The organism is Mycobacterium sp. (assembly GCF_050701675.1).
In the GTDB taxonomy this organism is placed as follows: domain Bacteria; phylum Actinomycetota; class Actinomycetes; order Mycobacteriales; family Mycobacteriaceae; genus Mycobacterium.
The window spans coordinates 1-3,632 of sequence record NZ_JBOGDD010000987.1; the positions used below are offsets into that span (position 1 = coordinate 1).

Genomic DNA, 3,632 nt, shown 5'->3' on the forward strand with positions numbered 1-3,632 from the left:
CCTCCCGAGCCAGCGCGAGGTAGCCCGGCCGCATCTCGGCGGGCAGGTCGCGGGTCGACATGCCGCCGATGAGAAGCTCGGCCAATCGACTCGGCACCAGCGAGTCGAGGAAGCCTCTGGTGTCGTCGACGAGCCCGAGGCCCACCTCGTTGGCCACGATCTTGCGGTCCAACAACCACGCCCTCGCCTCGGCGATCTCCATCGTGGCGGCCAGCAGATCGTGCAGTTCGACGACGTCGACGCCGCGGTCGCGCATCTTGTCCATGAAGTCGAAGTGGTCGCGCCGGGCGTTCTGCACCCAGAGCACGTCGTCGAACAGCAGATCGTCGCAATTGGTGGGCGTCAGCCTTTCGTGGGCGAGCCCGGGCGAGCACACCAGCACCTTGCGCAGCGTGCCGACTTCGGAGTGCACTCCGTAGGCGTCGGCCGGGCGGACCGCTTCGGTCTGTGCCATGTCATTATCCCTTCGAGGTCGGTCAGATCGAGATGGCGCCGGTCGCCAGCGAGACCACTCCGGCGATGGCGCCGAGGACGATCACCGCGAACAGGACGGCTTCTGGGACGGTGAAGACGCGCAGGTTCCGCTCGCGACGCGCGATGACGTACAGCGCGGCCCCCGGCGCGTAGAGCACACACGACAACAGCAGTTTGTCCGTGCCTGCAGCCCAGATCAGGAACAGTGCGTAGAACGACGCCAGGGCCGCGATGAGCGCGTCGGAGACCAGCGACTTGCCGTCCTCGTACGTCTCCCGGGTCGCGGTGAGCTTCAGTAGGTAACCGGCCGCGAGGAGATAGGGAATCAAGGACAGCGCCGCAGTCAGATCGAGCATGAAGTCCAGTGCGTCGGAAGTGAAGAGCAGCATGATCAGCAGGGCCTGAATGAGTCCGGCGGCCATGACGAGGGCCGTGACCGGAGCGCCCTTGGCGTTGGTGCGCGCGAGGAAACGCGGCATGTCATCGGTGGTGGCGGGGATGTAGAGAATCTCGGCCGCCATCAGACTCCAGGCCAGATATGCGCCAAGCACGGACACGATGACGCCGACCCTGATCAACACCGAACCCCACGGCCCGACAATGGATTCCAGAACCGACGCCATGGACGGCTGGTCGACGGTAGCCAGCTCACCCTGCGGCAGGATTCCGTATGACACCAGCGTCACCAACGCGAAAACAGAGAGGACGCTGAGGAATCCGATCACGGTGGCGCGCCCCACGTCCTCGCGCTTTCGGGCGAAGCGCGAGTAGACGCTGGCGCCCTCGATGCCGAGGAAGACGAAGACCGTGATCAGCATCGTCCCCTTGGCCTGCTCGAAGATCGAGGAGAACGAGCGGTCACCACCGCCCCAGAGGTTTTCGGTGAAGTAGTCGGCCTCGAAGGCGACCACGGCGATGACGATGAACATCAGGATCGGAACGACCTTGGCGATCGTCGCGATCCTGTTGATGATGGCGGCTTCCTTGACGCCCCGCAGAATCAGTAGTTGGAACAGCCATACGCCGATGGACGAAAAGACGACTGCCACCACGGTGTCGCCCGCGCCCAGCGCTGGAAACAGTGCGCTCGTCGTGGTCATGATGAGCACCCAGTACGACGTGTTCCCCGCGCACGCAGAGGCCCAGAAACCGAACGCCGAGTTGAACCCCATGTAATCGCCGAAGCCGGCCTTGGCATATGCGAAGATGCCGGCGTCGAGGTCTGGCTTTCGCGTCGCGAGGCGCTGAAACACGAACGCCAACATGAGCATTCCGGCTCCGGCGATCGTCCATGCGATGACGGCGCCCAGCACGCCGGTCTCGACGCCGAACCGGCGTGGCAGGAGGAACACGCCGGACCCGATCATGGAGCCGACGACCATTGCGGTCAGCGTCGGGAGACTGACCTTGTCGCCGGTGGCCTCGGTCGTCTTCTCCGCGGTGCTCACGCGTCACCTCCTGCTTCCACGTGTGTTCAGCCGAATGGTCCCGCTGACTGACGCTAGCCATTCGGGCCCCAACCGCGGGCCTAATTGACGCGATCGACCGTCGGTTCGTCGGCGCGGTGGATGCCGGTGCGAGTCGCGCGCTAGCGTGGGCGGATGCGCGCGACGTCGGAACCCGCCGCGGTCGGCGTGGTGCTGGCCGCGGGCATGGGCACGCGTGTCGGTGCCGACGGCAACAAGGCGTATCTGCGGTTGGCGGGCCGCAGCATGGTGTCGTGGTCGGTGGAGGCGGTCGCCCGCTCGACCAACATCGGCCGGACGGTGTTGGTGTTCCGCCCTGGCGAACGCGATCTCGCCGCCCGTACGCTCGCCGCCGAAATCCCCGATGCGACGATCGAACTCGTCGAAGGCGGTGACACGCGCCACGGTTCCGAGGAGAACGTCCTTGGCCATCTGGCCCCCGACATCGAGGCGGGGGCCATCGACGTGGTGCTCATCCACGACGCCGCCCGTCCACTCGCAGGCACGGCCATGGTGGACGCCGCCCTGGCGACGGCGCGCGCGTTCGGGGGCGCCATTCCCGTGCTGCCCGCCCCGGACGTGGTGAAAGTGGGTGTCGAAGGTGCGATTTCACCAGCCGACGGCACGCTGGCGCGTGTTCAGACGCCGCAGGCGTTTCGCGCCGAGCCACTGCTCACCGCCTACCGACTGGCGGCCGGTGGGAACTTCGACGGCACTGACACGTCAGCGTGCGTCCAGAGTTTCACCGACGTCGACGTGCACGTATTTCCAGGCGCGTCAAGCAATCTCAAGGTGACGTTCGCGCACGACGTCCTGGTCGCGGAGCGGCTGCTGCTGGACCGGATCAGCCGGGACGGCACGCGATGATCGCCGCCATCAGCTGCGCATCGCGTGGGAGCTCGACCTGAAAGCCGTTCGCATCGCCTTCGACGGTGCCGATGTCGAGGCCCGCTCGCATTGCCGTGGTGAACTCGTCGCCGTCGGCCGTAACCAGGCTCGACACCAGATCCCAGAGCGCGGACGCCGTGAAGCCACGCGGATACTGCACCGTGCGCAGGGTGGCGCGGTCCACGGTTCCCAGCACGCTGCCCAGCTCATCGACGGTCTTGACGGTGTCGGTCACCGGCAGTGTGGGCACCACCACGTCGCGGCCATCGCGCAGCGCGGCGATCACCCTGTCGGCCACCTCGCCGGGCGAGAGCGGATGGCGGAGGTCGCAGATCAGCACCGGTGTCGACGAGTTACGTTCGACGCCAAGGTGTTCCAGCCCCGTCACGAGAATCTGCCGTCGCGAAGCCCCTTCGCGCGCCACCGTGACCGCCACGGAGTCCAGGTCGGCCTCTTGCAGGCAGGCCGACGCGTCGGAGGCCAATGCCGGCACGGTCGCGACGACTATCCGGGCATCGGCGACTAGCGTCTGCACCGCACGCACCACCCGGACGAGAGGCGCCTGGCCTCCCCTCGGAGAGAATGCCGTCGCCGGATCCACCGTCCGCGGCAGCGGCACGATCGCGCACGGCTTCATCGAGAAGACAATATCGCCGATCAGCGGAAACGGCGCAGGTATGCCGCCCAATTCCACTGGGCGAGGAACCGTTCGGCTGCCGCTTGGCCCTTGAGGTACTGCGCTTCGACTTCGTTCTCGGTGATGTCGAAGTCGAGGAACCCGACATCTGTCGAGTCCACCCGGAT

General features: G+C 66.5%; 4 protein-coding genes. 1 reads left to right on the forward strand and 3 read right to left on the reverse strand.

The window, feature by feature from the left end; all coding sequences use genetic code 11:
- Both ACRDUX_RS29935 and ACRDUX_RS29940 read right to left on the reverse strand, forming a co-directional pair.
- On the reverse strand, positions 1-454 hold a 454-nt coding region (locus ACRDUX_RS29935; protein ID WP_526419306.1), incomplete at its 3' end, for an arginine deiminase family protein.
- Between the two features lie 22 nt (positions 455-476).
- Positions 477-1,922 (reverse strand): basic amino acid/polyamine antiporter, encoded by a 1,446-nt coding sequence (locus tag ACRDUX_RS29940; protein WP_526419308.1) that lies wholly within the window; start codon positions 1,920-1,922, stop codon positions 477-479.
- A 153-nt stretch (positions 1,923-2,075) separates the two neighbouring features.
- Here ACRDUX_RS29940 and ACRDUX_RS29945 point away from each other — a divergent pair, with 153 nt between their 5' ends.
- Entirely contained in the window at positions 2,076-2,807 is a 732-nt protein-coding gene (locus ACRDUX_RS29945; protein ID WP_526419310.1) for an IspD/TarI family cytidylyltransferase, read from the forward strand.
- On the opposite strand, the gene ACRDUX_RS29950 is transcribed toward ACRDUX_RS29945, so the two are convergent.
- A complete protein-coding gene (locus tag ACRDUX_RS29950; RefSeq protein ID WP_526419312.1) occupies positions 2,785-3,465 on the reverse strand; it encodes an IspD/TarI family cytidylyltransferase in 681 nt (226 codons plus the stop codon). The genes ACRDUX_RS29945 and ACRDUX_RS29950 overlap by 23 nt on opposite strands.
- Positions 3,466-3,632 lie beyond the last annotated feature (167 nt).

Coding starts and splice junctions, on each gene's coding strand:
- ACRDUX_RS29945 (WP_526419310.1), top strand. CDS start 2,076: ATGCGCGCGACGTCGGAACCCGCCGCGGTCGGCGTGGTGCTGGCCGCG.
- ACRDUX_RS29950 (WP_526419312.1), bottom strand. CDS start 3,465: ATGAAGCCGTGCGCGATCGTGCCGCTGCCGCGGACGGTGGATCCGGCG.